Below are 18,888 nucleotides of genomic sequence, written 5' to 3'. Positions count from 1 at the left end.
CGCCCGTACATGATCGAAAAACAGCGTATAACGATCATGTTTGTTGCATGGATCGAGCAGATGGACCGACTGACCGCCATCGACGTGTTCATTGAAGTCGCCGAGCGCGGCAGCCTGACCGCGGCTGCGGAGGCGCTGGACATGTCGCGGCCGATGGTTACCCGCTACCTTGCCGCGCTGGAGCAGTGGCTGGGTGTGCGCCTGCTGCACCGGACCACCCGCCGGGTCGGGCTGACCGGGCCGGGCGAGATCGCGCTGACGCGGTTCCAGCAGATGCGTGGGGTGCGCCAGGAGCTGGAAGACGAGCTGGCCAGCCAGGATCCCGAACCCCATGGCGTGCTGCGGGTGACGGCCAGCGTGTCGTTCGGCCAGCTGCACCTGGCCCCGGCCGTAGCCGACTACGTGAAGCGCTACAAGCAAGCGCGTATCGAACTGTTGATGGTGGACCGCATCGTCAACCTGGTGGAGGAGCGGATCGACTTGGCGGTTCGCATATCGCGGCAGATCGATCCGGCATTGATCGCGCGTCGGCTGGCCGATTGCCGTTCGGTGCTGTGCGCCGCGCCGGCTTACCTGCAGCGGCAGGGCACGCCGAGCAGCGCCGAACAGCTGGCAACGCACAACTGCCTGACCCACCATTACGTTGGAAAGGGCGTGTGGCGCCTGCAGCGGGATGGACGCGAGGTGGCGGTCAGCGTGAGCGGCAACATCAGTGCCAACGATTCGTCGCTGCTGCTGGAGGCGGTGCGCAGTGGCACCGGCATCGCGATGCTGCCGGCCTACCAGGTGAATCCGCTGTTGGCCAGCGGTGAGCTGGTCGCGTTGCTCGCCGATCATTCGCTGGAAGAAATGGGACTGCACGCGGTGTATGCCTCGCGTCGGCAGCAGTCCACCCTGCTGCGCAGCTTCGTCGATTTCCTGGTCGAACGGTTCTCCAGCCCGGCGTTTGCCGCGTACTGTTAGCCAGCGCCGGTCAATGAAGCGGCCGTGTGCGGCCGTTACACTGCAGGTTCCCCCGCATGACATGGCAGGCCTGTGAGCGACGTAGCGACGTATCCGTATCCGCTGGTGGTGTTCGACCTGGATGGCACGCTGGTGGACAGTGCCGGCGACATCGCCGAAGCATTGAACCGCACGCTGGAAGACTGGCAGCTGCCGCGGGTGGCCGAAGCCACCGTACTGACCTGGATCGGTGACGGCGTGCGTCGGCTGGTGGAGCAGGCGTTCACCGCGGCAGGCAGCACGATCGACCTGGATCGGGTGATGCCGGGCTTCATGGTGCACTACCGCGAGTGCCTGCTGCGCAGCCCGCGGCTGTTCGATGGCGTCGCCGAGGCACTGCAGCAGCTGCAGGGACGTGGTGTGCCGATGGCGATCTGCACCAACAAGCCGAGTGCGCTGGTACAACCGCTGCTGGATCACCTGGGCATCGGCGATCGGTTCGCGCTGGTGCTGGGCGGTGATTCGTTGCCGCAGCGCAAGCCCAGCGGCGAGCCACTGCGGCATATCGCCGGGCACTTTGGTGCTGCGCCCGGCGACTGCCTGATGGTGGGGGATTCGTTGACCGACTACCGCGCCGCGCTGGATGCCGGCATGCCGGTCGCGCTGGTCCGTTATGGCTATCCCCGCGGGCTGGACCTGCAGCACAACGAGGCGGTGGCGGTGGTCGACGACCTGCGCCAGTTGCCCGGTTTGCGCGCGGGCTGAGGGCCCGCTGCGCTCGCCGTTCCATGCGCGTTACTTCGGCTGGTAACGCACGCTCAGCTGGTATTCGCGGCCGGGCTGGTTGTACCAGGCGACCGTTTCGTAGCGGCGGTCGAACACATTGGCGGCCCGTGCGAGCACCGACCAGTCATCGCTGAGCGCGTACTCCAGCCGTACGTCCAGGGTGCCGTAGCCCGCGAGCTTCACCGTATTGGCGGCATCGTCGTAGCGCTTGCCGGCGCCGAAGCCGGTCAGGCCCACGCGCAGGTCGCCGAAGCGGCGGTCTAGGTCGATGCGAGCGGTCTGCTGCGCACGGCGTGCCAGCCAGTTGTCGTACTGCGCACCGACGGTACGGTTGCGTGGTGCGGTGTAGCTCAGCTGTGCGTTGATGTCCAAGCCGGCCAAGGTGGTGGCGCCGGTGAGCTCGGCGCCGCGGATACGGGCCTTTTCCACCTGGGTCATGCGGAAAGTGGCCGCGTCGTAGGTGATCAGGTCATCCACGCGCGTCTCATACACATCCAGGCCCCAGCGCCAGCCTTTGCCCTCCTGCGCGATGCCGATGTTGCTGCTGCGTGCCTTTTCCGGATCAAGCGTGGCCACCCCGCTCCACGGGTCGTACAGATCGCTGAAGGTCGGCGCCTTGAACGCGGTGCCGTGGCTGGCGGTGAGCTTCCAGCCCGCGCCCAGTTCCAGACCCCAGGCCAGTGAACCGGTGGTGTGGTTGCCGAACTGCTGGTTGTCATCGTTGCGCACGCTGGCCTGCAGCTGGTGCCGGCCGAAGCGACCCTGGTACTGCACGAACACGCCGGTGTTGTCACGGCTGTCGACCAGGTAACCGGCGCTGCTGCCATCCAGGCTGTCATCACTCCAGTCCACGCCGCCGCTCAGCAGCTGGTTGTCGGCCAGGCTGGCGTCAACCTGCAGCGAGGCGCTGTCGCGATGCGTCTGCGCGCTGCCAAACGCATCGAACGGTCCGCTGTTGTCCGATTCGTTGTCGCTGCGGCCGATGCTGGCAGTCACCGCCAGGCGCTCGGACGGGGTATAGCGGAGCTTGCCGCCGAGCACCTGCTGCAGCGTTTCAGAGTAGTTGTAGTAGCCGTCGTAGTGGTTCTCGCCTTCGGCACGCAGGGCGCTGCCCTCCACGCTCCATTGGGGGTTGAAGGTGTAGCCACCACGCGCACTCTTGGAGAGATTGCGGTAGCCATCGCGATCCGGCTCGTCCGCGCCACAGCCCTGGAAGGTCGCCGCCGAACCGCGGCACGCATCGATGCCATCGCTGTGCTGGTAAGCGATGTCCAGGCCGAACCAGCCACGCTCGGTACCGCCGCCGATGCCGCCACTGGCCTGGCGCAGGCCGTTGCTGCCGCCGCCCAGTTCCAGGTGCGGTGCGAAGCCGCCGCTATCACGACGGGTGAAGATCTGCACCACGCCGCCGATCGCATCGGCGCCGTACAGGCTGGACTGTGGGCCGCGCACGATCTCCACGCGTTCGATCTGCGCCAGCGGCAGGTCCTGCAGCATGGCCAGGCCGAAGTCACCGGTGTTGATGCGCACCCCATCGACCAGCACCACGGTGTGCGAGGAATTGGTGCCGCGCAGGAACAGCGACGTCTGCTTGCCGAGTCCGCCGGTGTTGGCCAAGTTGATGCCGGCGCGGCCGCGCAGCAGGTCCTGCAGCGAGGTGGCCTGGCTGGCCTGGATGGCGCTGCGGTCGATCACCTGCGCCGGGCTGAGGCTGTCGGCCAGCGCGATCGGAGTACGCGTGGCGGTGACCAGCACCTGGTCCAGCGCGGTGGCCGCGTTCTGCGCGCCAGCCATGCCAGGCAGTGCGGCCAGCACGGCCAGGGAGAGGATTCGAGACTGCAATGTCATGGGGTAACTCCAACTGCCGCGCACGCCCGCGCGGACAAAAAGGGAGCTGCAACGCGGAGACAGGGCGATGCGCACCGCGCAGGACGCGGTGGCCGTCGCCGATGCCCACCGCATCGCAACCTGGTGCTTCCGGGCCGGTCTCCGGGCTTGCCGTCGGTGGAGGTCCACCGGGCGGACGCCTTCCCATGCCCGGGGGCACAGTGGCGTGAGGTCCGCTTGTGACGTGCTTACCGTTGCGGGGGCAGCGCCGGAGTGGCATCACCTGGATGCGTCACCGGCTTCCCGTTTCAACCTGCCAGCCGACGCCGCAGGTCACCTTGAAGTGCGCGCAGTCTAAGCCATCGCGTGCGGTGATGCAGGCCGCGTGCGTCGGTGCACTAGAATGGCCCCTGTTTCGTTCCAGATCTGCCCATGACGTCCATGCCGTACTGCGTTGCCCCCTTGTCCCAAGGCCCGGGTGCCTGCCCGCTGATCCCGGACCGGTGCAGCGGGGCCAAGCGATGATCCTGGACCTGGTCCGCCACGCCAGCACCGGCCGCGACACCCACCTGGACGGTCGCACCGATCCGCCGCTGCTGGCCGGGGCGCACGATGCGCTGTGCGCGGCTTACCAAGGCCATGAGTGGGAACGGGTGATCAGCTCGCCACGCCTGCGCGCGCTGCATACCGCGGTCGCGCTGGCGGTGCCGCGCGGGCTGGAGGTGCAGCCGGATGCAGAGTGGGAAGAACTCGATTTCGGCGACTGGGATGGCCTGGCGATCGAGGCCCTGCCGGAACAGGAACTGCTTGGTTTCCATCGCGATCCGCATGCGTTCGCCCCGCCGAATGGCGAAAGCTGGGGTCGCTTCGAGCGCCGCATCGCGCGCGCGCTGGACCGATTGTTCGATGAGGAAGAAGAGCAGGACGCCGCACCGACGCTGATCGTCAGCCATGGAGGGCCGCTGCGGATGGTGCTGTCGCAAGTGTGTGGCCTGCCGGTGGCACTGTGCTGGGCGCTGCGCATCGACCACGGCACGCGCCTGCGGCTGCGGGTGGAGCGCGGGGATGCGGGGCTGTGGGGCGAACTGCTGGAACTGCAGCAGCCCTGAAAGTGGGACGGGATGCCCGACGCGCCGCTGCGCTCGCCGAGCATGGCTCGGCGCTACCCTCGCGGTGATGTCGACCGGTACCGGTAGCGCCGAGCATGCTCGGCGGTGGCGGAAGCGTGACGACCAGCGGTCGTCACCCACCACGGCCAGCGGCTGTCACCCACCTGGATCAAAAGCCGTCAGTCGTTGTTGTCGTCTAAGCGATGTTCGCGTACCGGGCCGGAGGCAGGCCCCGGCGCTTTCAGCGGCTGCAGCGCGATGCGCGCTTCGTAATCCTGCACCAGCGCGCTGCGCTGGGCTTCGGTCAGGTCCTGCCAGTGGCAGTCCAGCAAGGCGCCTTCCAGCGAATACAGCAGGTTGAGGCTGGGCTTGAAGCCGGCCCTTCGCACCTTGACGAAGGCCCCCACCGAGCCGATGGCGAGCAGTTCTTCGCGGCTGCGCAGGCCGACCTGGCGCAGCCATGCCGCGCTCTTGGGACCGATGTTGCGCAGCTGCAGGGTGCTCATCGCAATGCGTCGACGAACACGGCGGCAATCGCTTCCAGGCCGGCCTGGTCGTCGGCATCAAAGCGCGCCAGCAGCGGGCTGTCCAGGTCGAGCACGCCGATCAGCGCGCCATCCTTGACCAGCGGCACCACCAGTTCCGAACGCGAGGCCGAATCGCAGGCGATGTGGCCCGGGAAGGCGTCGACGTCGTCGATGCGCTGGGTCACGCGTTCGGTGGCGGCCGCACCGCACACGCCCTTGTGCAGGGGAATGCGCACGCAGGCGGGCAGGCCCTGGAACGGGCCGACCACCAGCTCGGTGCCATCGAACAGGTAGAAGCCGGCCCAGTTGAGGTGGGGCACGGCATGGTAGATCAGCGCCGAGAGGTTGGCCGCGTTGGCGATGCGGTCGCTCTCTCCATGCACCAGACCACGGGCCTGGTCCAGCAGCTGGGCGTATTGTTCCGGCTTGCTGCCGGTCAGCGAAGAAGTGGCGAACATGCCGCCAGTCTAGCAAGGAGCGGCGGTGCTGGCGGCCAGTGCCGTGGCCAGCGCGCCGATCCGCGCAATGCCTGCCATGTAACGCGCATCCAGCTCCTGGCAGCAGGACAGGCGCAGGCAGTGGCGGTAGCGCGCGCCGCGCGAATAGATCTGGCCGGGCATGAACACGATGTCCTCTGCCAGTGCCTGTTCAAACAGCTCGCCGGTGTCCACGCCGGGAATCTCCAGCCACAGCAGGAAGCCACCGGTGGGTTCGGTCGCCCGCGTGCCGGGCGGGAAATGCTGGGCAACCAGCTGCCGCACCTTGCTGGTCTGCTCGCGGTACAGGCGGCGCATGCGGCGCAGGTGGTGTTCGTAGTTGCCGGCTTCCAGGAAGGCGGCGACCGCATCGCCGAGCAGCCTTGATTCGGCACCGCTGGAATGGAACTTGAGCAGCGCGATGCGCTCGATGAAACGCCCGCCTTCCAGCCAGCCGACGCGGTAGTCCGGTGCCAGGGTCTTGGAAAAACCCGCGCACACCATCACCCAGCCGTCGCGGTCGAAGGCCTTCAGCAGCGGCTCCAGCGGTTCACTGTGCTGCAGTTCGGCGTACACGATGTCTTCGATCACCGGCAGGCGGCGTGCATTGGCCAGTTCGGCCAGGCGTTGCTTGGCCGCCACCGGCATGGTGCAGCCCAGCGGGTTGTGCACCGTGGGCATCACCACCAGCGCGGCCAGTGCGGTGGTGTCCAGCAGCGCATCGAGTGCTTCCACGTCCAGGCCCCGCTGCGGGTGGGTGGGCAGTTCGATCGCCTGCAGGCCAAGGCTGGCCAACAGGGGGTAGAGGTTGAAATACGACGGCGCTTCGATGCCGACCGCATCGCCCGGTTCAGTCACCGCGCGCAGCGCCAGTTGCAGGGCCTCCATCGCCCCATGGGTGAGCGTGATCCGTCCGGGCACGGTGTGCAGGCCCATCCGCGGGCCGCGCTGCACGATCTGCCGGATCAGGGCCTGCGAGCCGTCCGGCCGCGCATACGTTTCCACCGTGGCCAGGCTGCGGCGCAGCACCTGCGCGGTGGCGCGCTGCAACTGCACGCCGGGATAGAAGGCGCGACCGCGCGGGCCGGCGAAGGCCAGGTCCAGCACCTGTGGCCGCTGCTGGGCGGCAAGCACCCGTGCCAGCATCGCCGGCTGGCTCGGCGCAGTGGGCTCGGAGGGGGCATCCCGCAGCGATCGAAGGGGAACCTGCAGGCGGGCGGCAACTTCGAAGCCGGACCGCGGCAGCGGCACCACCAGCCCGGCATCTTCGAGTTGCCGGTAGGCGCCGATCACGGTGTTCAGGCTGACCTTGCGCTGCTGCGCCATCTGCCGCAGCGAGGGCAGGCGCGCACCGCTGGGCAGGCGACCGGCATGGATCGCCAAGGACAGCTCATCGGCCAGTTGCTGGTAGCGCGGCGGGGCGGCCCGGGCGTCCATCTGTATCCAATCAAACAGGGGGAGCCTGCCACTGTACCCCTGTTTCCCTTCGTTCTACGATGCGCCTTGCTGGCATCAGCTCCGGCATTTCCCCCACGCACGTCCTTGATGGACGTGCGTTTTTTTGCCCGCTTACTTCATCGGCACCAATACCGGATCGCGGCGGTACAGCTGCGGAAACCGCTGCTGCAGGGCCACCAGCTTGGGTGCGTCGTAGTAGCGGATGTAAGCGGCCTGCGGGTTCCGCTCCAGGTAGTTCTGGTGGTAGCCCTCAGCCGGATAGAAGTGCTTGCCGCTGCCCAGCTCGGTCACCACCGGGGAGGAGAAAGAGGCGCCGATCTGGCCCACGTAGGCGCGGTTGGCGGCCTGCTGGCGGGGATCGTCGCTGAAGATGGCGGAGCGATATTGTGTCCCGTGGTCCGGCCCCTGGCGATTGAGCTGGGTCGGATCGTGCGCCACCGAGAAGAACACCTGAAGCAGCTGGCCATAGCTGACCTGGCGCGGATCGTAGTCAACCCGCACCGCTTCAGCATGGCCGGTACGCCCGCTGCTGATGGTCTCGTAGCGCGCCGTCGATGCGTCGCCGCCGATATAGCCGGAGACCGCGTTGCCCACGCCCTTGACGTGCTGGAACACGCCCTGCACGCCCCAGAAGCAGCCGCCGGCGAATACCACGCTGGCCTGCGTGCGCTCGTCCTTGTACGCCGCCACGCCGGTGGGAGCGGGCAGGGCGCGGCTTTCTTCAGTGGCGCGCGCCGGTGCCATGCCGGCACCGATGGCCGGGCCCGCATCGACCGCGAACACCACCAGCGCACCCACGACCAGCGCGGCCACTGCCGCGGCGATCCCTTGTTCCAATGAGAATTTCATGCGACCTCCTCAGCCAAACGTAAACGCGTAGGCCTGGACACCCGGGTCCAGGAACTCGATCTCGAACAGGTGCTCACCGATGTCCGCGCGCTGGCGAACCAGCTGGTACAGGCGATGCTCATCGACCACGCCAGTGCCGTCGGGCTGCACATCGCCGCCTGCATCGGCGGCCTGCAGCGGCTTGCCATCCAGCAGCACGCGGAAGCGGATGGGTTTGCCGTCTGCCGCTGGCGCCAGCACCAGGTGCAGGTCGCGGGCGTGGAAGCGGAAGGCGATGCGTCCGCCCGCCGAGGCCAGCGTGGCCGACTCCTGGTCGACCGACCAGCGGCCGCGCAGCGCCCACTGGTTCAGCGCCCACTGCTGCGGAAGGTCGTAGTCGAACGGCTGATCGCGACGGAAGCCACCGGGTGAGGCGAAGTGCTCCGCACGCGCATGGCCGAGGTAGGTTTCCGGCGAACGCAGGTTGCCCATGTCGGCCTGTTCGGCAACGCCTTGCAGGGTGGCGGCGGTGGGGTCGGCCGGTGGTGGCAGGTTGGTCTGGCCCGCTTCCTGCAGCAGCCGACGGATCACCTGCTCGGAGTGCGCATAGTTGCCCTCGCCGAACTGGTGCGCGCGGATGCGGCCCTGCGCATCGACGAAATAGTGCGCTGGCCAGTAGCGGTTTTCGAACGCGCGCCAGATCGCATAGTCGTTGTCCAGCGCGACCGGGTAGGTGACCTTGAGCTGCTCGACCGCGCGCATCACATTGCGCGGGTTGCGCTCGAAGGCGAACTCCGGGGTGTGCACGCCGATCACCACCAGGCCGTGGTCGCGATAGCGCTCGGCCCATTCGTGCACGAACGGCATTGCGCGCAGGCAGTTGATGCAGGAGTAGGTCCAGAAGTCGATCAGCACCACCTTCCCGCGCAGTTGTTCGCGGGTCAGCGGCGGGCTGTTGAGCCAGCCGGTGGTGCCTTCCAGGGCGGGCAGCTCGCCTTCGACCGGCAGCGGCACATCAGCGGCGGCCGCGCCGGTGCTGGTCATTGCCGCCGCGCCTGGCTGCACGCCGGGCACGGCATCCAGCAGTCCCTGTTCCAGCCGTGCGGTGCTGACCGTGGACAGCCGGGTCAGCGCGCCGGTGTCCCAGCCCATTGCGATGGCAACCACCGCCAGCAGCGCGGCCACGCCGAGCACGCGGCGCAGCACATTGCCCAGCCCCAGGCGTGCCTTCAGCGCATTGAAGACGCGGCCGCCCACCCATACCGCCAGAGCTAGCGCGGTGACGGCGCCCAAGGCATAGGAAAGCAGCAGGCTGCTGGTGCTGGCACTGGCGCCGTTGAGCGCCGCACCGGTCAGCACCAGGCCGAGGATCGGTCCGGCGCACGGGGCCCACAGCAGGCCGGTCGCGATGCCGACCAGCAGCGAGGTACCGGCCCCGCCACGGCCGGCGTCGTCGGCGGCATCGGCACGCGCGCTGAGGCGGGCGCCGACGCGCTGGAACGGCGCCAGCAGGCGGTCGGCAAAGGCCGGCCACAGCAGTGCCAGGGCGAACACCGCCATGACCACCAGAGCGACCCAGCGGCCGATCTGGTTGGCCTGCGCCACCCACGCACTACCCACCGCCGCCAGGCTGGCCACCACGGTGAAGGTGATCGCCATGCCCAGCAGCAGCGGCAGGGTGCTGCGCAGGAACGAGCCGCCGGCACGCGCGAACACGAACGGCAGCACCGGCAGGATGCACGGACTGAGCAGGGTCAGCAGACCCCCCAGGTAAGCCAGCAGCAACAGCATCAGCGACGCTCCATCAACAAGGGAAAAGACATCAGACCGGGACCCGCCAGGCGCTGCCGGCATCGTTGGCATCGGTGCTGGCGGCAGGCTCGAAGGTCAGCGCGGCACCGTTCATGCAGTAACGCAGTCCGGTCGGACGCGGGCCATCATTGAAGACATGACCCAGGTGTCCGCCACAGCGGCGGCAGTGGATTTCCACGCGGACCATGCCGAACAGGGTGTCACGCTGTTCGCCGACGGCATCGTGCAGCGGCGCCCAGAAACTCGGCCATCCGGTGCCGCTGTCGAACTTGGTCGAGGAGGAAAACAACGGCAGCGCGCAGCCGGCACAGTGGAAGGTGCCGCGACGCTTCTCGCGGTCCAGCGGGCTGCTGCCGGCACGCTCGGTCGCCTGCTGGCGCAGCACGGCATACTGCGCCGGGGTCAGCTGCTGCTTCCATTGGGCGTCGCTGCGCATGATCTCGAAACGGCGGGCAGGGGCAGCTTCGGCAGCGGCCGGCGCGGCCCGGCTGCAGGCGCCGATGCCCAGCACGCTGGCGGCAGCGGCCATTCCCCCCAGGCCAAGCAGGTGACGTCGGGACAGTGACATGGCCATCTCCAGCAGGGACGATGGGGCCATGCTGCGCCCCTGCGGATCAACGAATCCTCACAGAGAGTTCAATTTTCCGTGATACATCCGGGTCGGCCTGCGCTGACAATGCCCTTACGCTTCCTGATTGCCCCTACCTCCATGACTGACGCCCAGCGTGTCCTGATCGTCGAAGACGACGTCCATATCGCCGACCTGCTGCGGCTGCATCTTGCCGACGAGGGCTACACGGTGGTGCATGCCGCCAGCGGCGATGACGGCATGCGGCTGCTGGAACAGGACGGGCCGTGGGACGCGCTGGTGCTGGACGTGATGCTGCCGGGCGTGGATGGCCTGCAGATCTGTCGCCGCGCGCGGGCGATGGCGCGCTACGTGCCGATCATCATCATCAGTGCGCGTGGCAGCGAGACCCAGCGCATCGTCGGGCTGGAACTGGGCGCCGATGACTACCTGGCCAAACCCTTCTCCATGCCCGAACTGGTGGCCCGCGTGCGCGCACTGCTGCGGCGCGCCGAGGCGATGGCGCAGAGCGCGCGACTGGATGCCGGGGCGATCGAGCTGGGCAGCCTGCGGCTGGATCCGCTGGCGCGCGTGGCGCTGCACGCCGGCAGGGAGCTGGAGCTCACCCCGCGTGAGTTCGACCTGCTGTTGTTCTTCGCCCGCCACCCGGGGCAGGTGTTCGCACGCGCGGAGCTGCTGGACCAGGTGTGGGGCTATGGCCACGATGGCTACGAGCACACGGTCAACACCCACATCAACCGGCTGCGCAACAAGATCGAAGCCGACCCGGCCAACCCGAAGCAGATCCTCACGGTGTGGGGCCGCGGCTACAAGTTGGTCGGTGCCGCCGGAGGTGGTGCATGAGGTTGCGCCTGCGCCTGTGGCAGAAACTGGCGGCGGTGTTCGCCGCGCTGCTGGTGCTGTGCAGCCTGGCGCTGCTGGGCATGCAGATGCGGATGGCGCTGCGGCATGAGCAGGAAGTGGTGCAGCGGCTGTCGCTGGGGCTGGCCGGGCATATCGCCCAACGCAGCGAGCTGATGGACCAGGCCGGGATGCGCGAGCCGGAAGTGCGCGCGCTGTTCGGCCAGTTGATGGCGGTCAATCCCAGCGTAGAGGTGTACCTGCTGGATGACCAGGGCCGCGTGCTCGGCCACGATGCGCCGAGTGGCCACCTGCATCGCGATCGGGTGGACGTGGCGCCGCTGCAGGCACTGCTGGCCGGCGCGCCGCTGCCGATCCTTGGCGATGATCCGCGCAGCAGGCACGGCCGCAAGGTCTTCAGCGTGGCCCCGCTGGTGGTGCAGGGCAGGTCGGCGGGTTACGTGTACGTGGTGCTGGTCGGCGAGCAGCGCCAGATGCTCGCCGACGACCTGGCCGCGAGCAGCCAGTGGCGGACCATGCTGTGGTCGGTGGCGCTGGTTGCGGTGCTGGGCATGCTGGCCGGACTGGTGGCGTTCTACTGGGTGACCCGCCCGTTGCGGGAGCTGACCCGGCGCATCCAGTCCTTCGACATCGATGCGCCCACCGACCTGCCTTCGCTGCCCGCCCTGCGCGGGGACGAGCGCGACGAACTGCTGATCCTGGAGCATGCCCACGCCCAGATGGCACATCGGCTGGGTGAGCAGTGGCAGCAGCTGCGGCAGCAGGACCTGCAGCGTCGCGAGATGGTGGCAAATATTTCGCATGACCTGCGCACGCCGCTGGCATCGCTGCATGGGTATCTGGAAACACTGGCGATGAAGGAGGCGACATTGAGCGTGGAAGAGCGCCGCCGCTATCTTTCAATCGCGCTTTCGCAGAGTGCGAAGGTCGGCGGACTGGCACGCGCGCTGTTCGAGCTGGCGCGGCTGGAACACGGGCAGGTGCAGCTGCAGTGGGAAGTGTTCGCCCTGCCGGAGTTGCTGCAGGACGTGCTGCAGAAATTCGAGTTGTCCGCCCAGGCGAAAGGGCAGCAGCTGGATGCCGGGTTCCCGCAGGGACTGCCGCTGGTGCGTGCCGATGTCGGGCTGGTGGAGCGGGTGCTGACCAATCTGATCGACAACGCGCTGCGGCACACGCCGCAGGGGGGACACGTACAGGTTGCGTTGGCGGCCGATGCGGACAACGTGTGGGTCACGGTCAGTGATGACGGTCCGGGCGTCGATGCGGGGGTGCGCGGCACCTTGTTCCAGGCGCCTGCAGCGCTCGGGCCGCGGCGTGGCGAGAACGGTGGACTCGGCCTGCTGATCGTGCAGCGCATCGTGCAGTTGCACGGCCGCGAGATCGCCCTGCTGGAGACCGCGCAGGGTGCGGCGTTCCGGTTCGGCCTGCCACGGGCACGGCCCTAGGCAAAAAAAAGGACCCGACAGAGGGAGGGATCTGTCGGGTCCTGCGACTGCACGGGGGGAGGGACCCATGCAGTGTCCTGGCGGTCTGCGGCTCCGGAATCCGGTGGTTCGCGACCTGTTGCAATGCAGCATACGCCTTTCGTGCTGCATTGCAACAGGGGCTGGGGAATTTTCAACCGCGATGCAAATCCCGTTCAGGATCAATCGCTTGCTCAGCGGTTGGCGGGGCCCCGATAGCGGCAGCCAGAGGTGCAGGTCTCGTGCACCGTGATTTCGCTCAGTTCCGGCAGCACCGGCTTCAGCTCCTGCCAGATCCACGTGGCGAGGTTCTCGCTGGTCGGATTTTCCAGGCCCGGGATGTCGTTGAGGTAGTGGTGGTCCAGGCGGTCGTAGATCGGCTGGAACGCGGCTTTGACGTCACCGAAATCCATGATCCAGCCGGTTTCCGCGCCGGGTTCGCCTTCCACCTTCAGCTCCACCCGGAACGAATGCCCGTGCAGGCGCGAGCACTTGTGGCCCGGAGGCACGTTCGGCAGCCGGTGCGCTGCCTCGATCATGAAGACTTTGAAGATTTCCATGCCGCGATTGTAGCGGTCCGGGGACGACAAAGCCGTTGCATCCGCAACAACTTCCTTTTCATCGCGATGAAGAGATGTTAGCTTCTCTTATATCCGTATGAAGAGATGTTATTGGTCGCGACGCGGCCATCCATGGGCTACTGCGGAACTGTTACCACCACCCACCCCACGATTTCGACATGCCCCAGCACACCTTGCTCGTGGCGGCCCTTGCCGCCGCCCTGGCCGCGCCTTTGCCTGCCGCCGCCGAAACGTCCGCCGAAACCGCTGCCAGTGGCGATGCCAGCACCCTGGCCGCCGTGCGTGTCACCGGCTCCAACATCAAACGCACCGACACCGAAACCGCCAATCCAGTGCAGGTGATCGGTCGCGAACAGCTTGAAGCGACCGGCAAGGCGTCGGTCGCCGACGTGCTGCGTTCGATCTCTGCCAATACCGGCAACGCCGCCAACGAGACCTCCAACAGCGGCTGGGCCTCCGGTTCGGCTGGCATCGGACTGCGCGGGTTGTCGCAGAAGAACACGCTGGTGCTGCTCAACGGCCGTCGCCTGGCCAATTACGGCTTCCCGGCCAATGGGCTGTCGGATACCTTCGTCAACCTCAATGCGCTGCCGCTGGTCGCGGTGGAACGCATCGAAGTGTTGAAGGACGGCGCGTCAGCGGTCTACGGTTCGGATGCGGTGGCCGGCGTGGTCAACATCATCACCCGACAGAACTACCAGGGCGCGGAGATCGGTGGCAGCGTCGGCACCGCCGACCAGGGCGGGCTGGACGAGACCAAGCTGAAGTTCGTCGGTGGCCTGGGCGACCTGGAGACCGATGGCTACAACATCCTGGTCAGCCTGGAAGCCTACAACCGCGACCGCCTGGACCAGGACGAGCGTGACCTGACCCGGTCCGGCATCTACAGCGACCAGCCCGGCGGCCGCTGGAACGGCTGGTCGGCCAAGGGCGCACGTTATCTGGTCAACGGCGTGTCGGTGCCGATGCTGGACGCCAACGGGCAGTGCCCGGACGGCACCACCCGCGTGGCCAGTGCGCCGATCGACGGCCTCGCCGGCGACACCTGTGGTTTCAACCAGGCGCCGTACACCACCCTGATACCGTCAACCAAGCGCTGGCAGGCCTATGCCAACGGCACCTTCCGCCTCAGCGACAACGTGGAAGCGTTCGGCGAAGTGCTGTACAGCGAGGTCAAGGGCGTGTCCTGGTTCGGCAGCAGCCCGTTCTTCACCTTGGAAAGCGGACGCTTCGCGCTGAACGCCGATACCGGGCTGGCCGAGCCGGTGTCATCCAACCTGCCGGCAGGCAACCCGTACAACCCGTACGGTCGCGCGATCCCCATCGAATACACCTTCTTCAACCTCGGCGGTACGATCAAGACCAACCGCTCGCAGTCCTACCGTGGCCTGGTCGGGCTGCGTGGCAGCAGCGAGCGCTGGGACTGGGAAGTGGGCGCCTTCGGTGCACGCAGCAGCGAGCGCGAGACGGTATCCGGTGGCTTCGCCAACCGCTGGGCGCTGGCCGATGCGCTGGCCACCGGCAGCTACAACCTGTTGGATCCGTCGGCGACTCCGCAGTCGGTGCTGGATGGCATCAACATCGCCACCCTGCGCCCGGCCGAATCCAAACTGCAGGGCATCGATGCGAAGATTTCCGGCACGCTCGGCCACACCTGGGCAGGTGACATCGGCTTCGCCTCCGGCGTGGAATGGCGCCGCGAGAAGCTGGATTCCAACAATCCGTGGCAGATCGATGCCGGCCTGCAGGTGCGCCCGGCGATCGCCGAAGTGCACGGTGAGCGCACGGTCAGCGCCGCCTACGCCGAGGCCATCGTGCCGCTGGCCTCGAAGCTGGAACTGTCGGTGGCCGCGCGCGCGGATCATTACGATGACTTCGGCGACGCGTTCTCGCCCAAGCTGGGCCTGCGCTGGCAGCCGCTGGACTTCCTGCTGGTGCGTGCTGCCGCATCGAAGGGCTTCCGTGCGCCGTCGCTTTCCGAGAACTCGGACAGCACCAGCATTTCCTACGGCAGCGTGGTCGACCCGCGTGATCCGGACCTGCCCGGCTCGCGGCAGAACCCGACCTTCTTCACCGTTGGCAACACCGAGCTGAAGCCGGAACGCACGCACAGCTACAACTTCGGCGTGGTGCTGTCGCCGTGGGCGAACACCAACCTCAGTGTCGATTACTACAGGATCGAACTGGAGAACCTGGTCGGCACCAACAACACCCAGACCCTGGTGACCAACGACGTGCCGGGCGCGGTGCAGCGCGATGAGCGCGGCAAGATCCAGGCCGTGTACAACCGTTACCAGAACCTGAGCGACCTGAAGACCTCCGGCATCGACGTGGAGCTGCGCCAGCGAATTCCGACCGAGCGCCTGGGCACCTTCAACCTGAGTTCGGCCTATACCCATGTGCGTGACTATCGCCGCCCGACCGTGATCGGCGGTCCGCTGGTGGATTACGCCGGCAGCAACCTGGGTGCCACGCTGCCGAAGAACAAGGCGACCACCACGCTGGACTGGAGCCATGGCGACGTGCGGACCGCGCTGACCTGGTACTACACCAGCGGCTACGACCAGAAGGCCAGCGCCACCGCGCAGGCGGTGCAGGACCGCGTGGATTCCTACAGCCAGTTCGATCTGTACGTGGGTTACACCGGCTTCGAGCAGCTGACCCTGTACGCGAAGATCCAGAACGTGGGCGACGAGGATCCGCCGTACGACGCCTCGTTCCCGGGCATCCGCGCACCGTATGACTTCAGCCAGTACGACCTGCGCGGCCGCTACTTCACGGTGGGCTTGGACTACCGCTTCTGAGCCGCCACGCGTGCGTCATCGGTCATGCCGGCCGGTCACTCCGCGTGGCCGGTCGGGCTGTACTGGCGCTGCAGCGCCATCATCCATGGGGAATCGTCGTGTCCTTGCATCGCAGTGTGTTGTTGTCCCTGTTCGTTGCCGCTTCGGCGGTCGTGCTGCCGGCCGCGCCGGTGCAGGCGCAGAGCGCCTACTTCTTCCCGCAGGCCACGCAGGCCACGGATTTCGATCCGGCCATCCCCACCCCGCAGCAGTCCCTGGGCTATGAGATTGGCAGCCGCTACACCCGGCATGACCAGCTGGTGGCCTATTTCAAGGAGCTGGCCCGGCTTTCGGACAAGATCACGGTGCAGGAGATCGGGCGCAGCTACGAGGGCCGCCCGCTGCTGATCGCCACGCTGACCGGTGCGCAGAACCACGCGCGGCTGGAGTCGATCCGCCAGCACCACGCCACCCTGGTGGATCCGGCGCAGCCGCGCAGCGCGGCCGGTGACAGCCCGGTGGTGGTGTGGCTGGGTTACAGCGTGCACGGCAACGAAACGTCCAGCGGCGAGGCGGCGATGCTGACGGCCTACTACCTGGTGGCCAACCGCAGCGCGGAAACCCAGCAGTGGCTGCAGAACGCGGTGGTCCTGTTCGACCCGGCACAGAACCCGGATGGCCGCGACCGTGCGGCGAACTGGCACAACGCGTATGCCTCCAGCCCCGCCTCGCCTGATCCGGCCGACAAGGAGCACGTGGAGCCGTTCCCGCAGGGCCGCACCAACCACTACTTCACCGACCTCAACCGCGACTGGCTGGCGCTGACCCAGCAGGACAGCCGACCGAAGATCGAGGTGTTCCACCAGTGGTATCCGAATGTCCAGATCGATTTCCACGAGATGGGCAAGGACAGCACGTACTACTTCGAGCCGTCGCCGAAGAGCATGCACAGCCCGCTGCTGCCGGCGTCTTCGTACGAGTTCAACAAGACCTTGGCCAAGTACCACGCCGCCTCGCTGGATGCGCTGGGCTCGCTGTACTACACCGGTGAAAACTATGACAACTTCTCCCCGGTGTATGGCTCCACCTACCCGGATTTCCATGGCGCGGTCGGGGTGACCGTCGAACAGGCGAGCTCGCGCGGACGCGTGCAGGAGTCGGTCAACGGCCCGTTGACCTTCCCGTTCACCATCCGCAACCAGGTGGCCACCGGGCTGGGCACGGTGCGCGGGGCGGTCGCCGAGCGCGAAGGCCTGCTGTCGCTGCAGAAATCCTTCTTCCAGTCGGCGCTGAAGCAGGCCGGGCAGCAGCCGTTGAAGAGCTTCGTGTTCGGCGACGCGCACGACCCGGCGTTGACCCGCAAGCTGCTGGAACTGCTGCTGCTGCACCGGATCGAGGTGCACGCACTGGCGTCGGCGGTGACCGTGGATGGACGCCGTTTCGAACCGGGCAGTGCCTATGTGGTGCCGGCGGCGCAGCCGCAGTTCCGGCTGGTGCATTCGATCTTCGCCGACACGCCGCAGATCAAGGGCGATGTGTTCTATGGCAGCACTTCGTATGCGATCGCACCGGCCTACGGCGTGGCCTTCGCGGCCAGCAGGAGCCGCATCGGCGAGGGCGCACGGGTGACTGCGGTGGCCGACGCGCACGGTGGCGTGCAGGGCGGCCAGGCCGGCTATGCGTACGTGATCGACTGGCGCGACTACAACGCCGGCCGCGCGCTGTATGCACTGCAGGCCAAGGGCCTGTCGACGCGCGCCGCGTTCCAGGCGTTCACTGCCGGTACGTCGGCCGGCGAGGTGGCCTTCGCCCCGGGCAGCATCGTGGTGCCGGTCGCCGGCCAGCCGCTGCACGGCGCCGCGCTGCTGGAGGCGGTGCAGGCGGTGGCCCAGGACAGCGGCGTGCAGGCCTACGCGCTGGCCAGCGGCCAGAGCCGCGGTGGCATCGACCTGGGCAGCGACAGCGTCAAGGCGCTGCGCAGACCGGCCGTGGCGCTGGTGATGGGCGAGGGCGTCAACGCGACCGAGATCGGCTCGGCGTGGTTCCTGCTGGACCAGCAGCTGCAGCTGCCGGCGAGCAAGATCGATCCTTCGCAACTGGGCAAGGTCCCGCTGGACCGCTACACCTCCATCGTATTGTCCGGTGGCAAGTACGAGGGCGTGGATGAAGCGGCGGTCGGCGCGCTGAAGCGCTGGATCCAGGCTGGTGGATCGTTGGTGACCTACGGCACCGCATCGCGTTGGGCGATCGAGAAGAAGCTGGCTGATGGCGAGAAACTGGGCGCGGACGAAGAGACCGCCGATGCCTCGCGCAAAGCGTTCGGCGACCAGCGCGACATCGCGGCCATCGAGCGGGTGAGCGGCAACATCCTGAGCGCGGACATCGATACCAGCCATCCGCTGGGCTTCGGCACGCCGCGCCGGCAGCTGGCGGTGAACAAGGAGAACGCGGTGGTGCTGCAGCCCAGCGCCAATCCGTTCTCCACGGTGGTGCGGGTGGACGAGCAGGTGCGTGTGAATGGCTATCTGTCGCAGCGCAATCGAGCGCGGGTGAGTGGTTCGGCGTGGTTGCTGGTGTCGCCGCAGGGGCAGGGCAACGTGGTGCTGTTTGCCGATGATCCAGCGCACCGCAAGTACTGGCACGGGACGGATCGGTTGCTGGTCAATGCGTTGTTCTTCGGCAATCTGTTGAATCCTGCGAAGCCGCGGGGGTAGTGGGTTGGGTTTGCCGGGCTTGCAGCCCGGCGGCCCGCTTTGAAGCAAAGGCAAAAGCCTGCAGGGCTATGTGTTGCTGGGGCGGGGTGGGTTGGCGGGGGACGGCAAAAGCCGCTCCTGCGGGCCTCGTTT

The 18,888-nt window shown here is 67.4% G+C and carries 15 protein-coding genes and 1 riboswitch; of the genes, 7 read left to right on the top strand and 8 right to left on the bottom strand.

Annotation, left to right across the window (positions count from 1 at the left end; all coding sequences use genetic code 11):
* Positions 1-60: 60 nt before the first annotated feature.
* A complete protein-coding gene (locus H9654_RS14130; protein WP_191771388.1) occupies positions 61-963 on the top strand; it encodes a LysR family transcriptional regulator in 903 nt (300 codons plus the stop codon).
* A 72-nt stretch (positions 964-1,035) separates the two neighbouring features.
* Entirely contained in the window at positions 1,036-1,707 is a 672-nt protein-coding gene (gene gph / locus H9654_RS14125; RefSeq protein WP_191771386.1) for a phosphoglycolate phosphatase, read from the top strand.
* 30 nt (positions 1,708-1,737) lie between these two features.
* Here gph and btuB read toward each other — a convergent pair whose 3' ends face one another.
* On the bottom strand, positions 1,738-3,576 hold the full coding sequence (gene btuB, locus H9654_RS14120) for a TonB-dependent vitamin B12 receptor (RefSeq protein WP_191771384.1): 1,839 nt from the start codon (positions 3,574-3,576) through the stop codon (positions 1,738-1,740).
* Between the two features lie 115 nt (positions 3,577-3,691).
* Positions 3,692-3,911, bottom strand: a riboswitch (cobalamin riboswitch).
* A 165-nt stretch (positions 3,912-4,076) separates the two neighbouring features.
* Between btuB and H9654_RS14115 the strand changes: the two genes are divergently transcribed.
* On the top strand, positions 4,077-4,664 hold the full coding sequence (locus tag H9654_RS14115) for a histidine phosphatase family protein (RefSeq protein ID WP_191771381.1): 588 nt from the start codon (positions 4,077-4,079) through the stop codon (positions 4,662-4,664).
* A 179-nt stretch (positions 4,665-4,843) separates the two neighbouring features.
* On the opposite strand, the gene H9654_RS14110 is transcribed toward H9654_RS14115, so the two are convergent.
* From H9654_RS14110 to msrB, 6 genes are all read right to left on the bottom strand, one after another.
* On the bottom strand, positions 4,844-5,170 hold the full coding sequence (locus H9654_RS14110) for a TfoX/Sxy family protein (RefSeq protein ID WP_191771379.1): 327 nt from the start codon (positions 5,168-5,170) through the stop codon (positions 4,844-4,846).
* Positions 5,167-5,649 carry a GAF domain-containing protein gene (locus H9654_RS14105; RefSeq protein ID WP_057507910.1) on the bottom strand — a complete coding sequence of 161 codons (483 nt, stop codon included), beginning with the start codon at positions 5,647-5,649 and terminating at the stop codon, positions 5,167-5,169. Before H9654_RS14105 ends, H9654_RS14110 begins: the two co-directional genes overlap by 4 nt.
* A 9-nt stretch (positions 5,650-5,658) precedes the next feature.
* Positions 5,659-7,104 carry an aminotransferase-like domain-containing protein gene (locus H9654_RS14100; RefSeq protein WP_225212073.1) on the bottom strand — a complete coding sequence of 482 codons (1,446 nt, stop codon included), beginning with the start codon at positions 7,102-7,104 and terminating at the stop codon, positions 5,659-5,661.
* 132 nt (positions 7,105-7,236) lie between these two features.
* The gene (gene msrA, locus H9654_RS14095) at positions 7,237-7,974 is read right to left on the bottom strand and encodes a peptide-methionine (S)-S-oxide reductase MsrA (protein ID WP_191771377.1); all 738 of its coding nucleotides are present in this window, start codon (positions 7,972-7,974) and stop codon (positions 7,237-7,239) included.
* Between the two features lie 9 nt (positions 7,975-7,983).
* Positions 7,984-9,747, bottom strand: coding sequence for a cytochrome c biogenesis protein DipZ (locus tag H9654_RS14090; protein WP_191771410.1), 1,764 nt, complete (start codon positions 9,745-9,747; stop codon positions 7,984-7,986).
* Between the two features lie 28 nt (positions 9,748-9,775).
* On the bottom strand, positions 9,776-10,333 hold the full coding sequence (msrB, locus tag H9654_RS14085) for a peptide-methionine (R)-S-oxide reductase MsrB (RefSeq protein ID WP_191771375.1): 558 nt from the start codon (positions 10,331-10,333) through the stop codon (positions 9,776-9,778).
* Between the two features lie 141 nt (positions 10,334-10,474).
* Here msrB and H9654_RS14080 point away from each other — a divergent pair, with 141 nt between their 5' ends.
* Entirely contained in the window at positions 10,475-11,197 is a 723-nt protein-coding gene (locus tag H9654_RS14080) for a response regulator transcription factor (RefSeq protein WP_191771373.1), read from the top strand.
* Positions 11,194-12,660 carry a sensor histidine kinase gene (locus tag H9654_RS14075; RefSeq protein WP_191771371.1) on the top strand — a complete coding sequence of 489 codons (1,467 nt, stop codon included), beginning with the start codon at positions 11,194-11,196 and terminating at the stop codon, positions 12,658-12,660. Before H9654_RS14080 ends, H9654_RS14075 begins: the two co-directional genes overlap by 4 nt.
* Positions 12,661-12,872: 212 nt before the next feature.
* On the opposite strand, the gene queD is transcribed toward H9654_RS14075, so the two are convergent.
* Entirely contained in the window at positions 12,873-13,238 is a 366-nt protein-coding gene (gene queD, locus H9654_RS14070; RefSeq protein WP_042614954.1) for a 6-carboxytetrahydropterin synthase QueD, read from the bottom strand.
* A gap of 179 nt (positions 13,239-13,417) precedes the next feature.
* Here queD and H9654_RS14065 point away from each other — a divergent pair, with 179 nt between their 5' ends.
* A complete protein-coding gene (locus tag H9654_RS14065) occupies positions 13,418-16,063 on the top strand; it encodes a TonB-dependent receptor (RefSeq protein ID WP_191771369.1) in 2,646 nt (881 codons plus the stop codon).
* Positions 16,064-16,161: 98 nt separating this feature from the next.
* Positions 16,162-18,756: a M14 family zinc carboxypeptidase gene (locus H9654_RS14060; RefSeq protein ID WP_191771367.1), complete on the top strand. Its 2,595-nt coding sequence runs from the start codon at positions 16,162-16,164 to the stop codon at positions 18,754-18,756.
* Positions 18,757-18,888 lie beyond the last annotated feature (132 nt).

This window comes from Stenotrophomonas lacuserhaii, from assembly GCF_014836545.1.
Lineage (GTDB): Bacteria > Pseudomonadota > Gammaproteobacteria > Xanthomonadales > Xanthomonadaceae > Stenotrophomonas > Stenotrophomonas lacuserhaii.
Note: the sequence above shows the minus strand (reverse complement) of the source record. Positions and strands in the feature narration are given on the sequence as shown.